General features: G+C 40.2%; 1 protein-coding gene. It reads right to left on the minus strand.

Features of this window, described 5'->3' with window-relative positions:
* Window positions 1–398 (minus strand): tetratricopeptide repeat protein (locus LI114_RS13775; protein ID WP_227221140.1); only part of this gene is annotated, 398 nt, incomplete at both ends.

The following is a 398-nucleotide window of genomic DNA, read 5'->3' on the forward strand; positions in this document are numbered from 1 at the left end:
TATCTGTATTCTGCGGAATGTGTTCACCTATCAAAAGTGCTTTGCCATACTCAAATAAGCCGTTTTTGTTATTCATTTCAGCTGAACATCTGAAGTATTCGATCGCTTTTGTAACGTCTGAGTCTGTTCCAAGTCCAAGCTTAAACATTTGCCCTAATTTGTAAAACAGATCGTCGTTCGCCATATCATCGCTTTCGATTTTCAAAAATCCCGACAAAGCTTGTTTGTAATATCGCTGTGCTGTATCGTTATCTTTGGTGACATACTCTCCATATCTGTACATTTGAGCGATAGAATAAGCCGCATAAGGCTGCCCCTGAGAGGATGATCTCTGATACCAAAGAAAAGCCTGCGACAGATCTTTCTCTATACCGCTGCCATAGTAATACAGATTTGCA

This window comes from Ruminococcus sp. 210702-SL.1.03 (assembly GCF_020559915.1).
Classification (GTDB): Bacteria; Bacillota; Clostridia; order Oscillospirales; family Ruminococcaceae; genus YE71.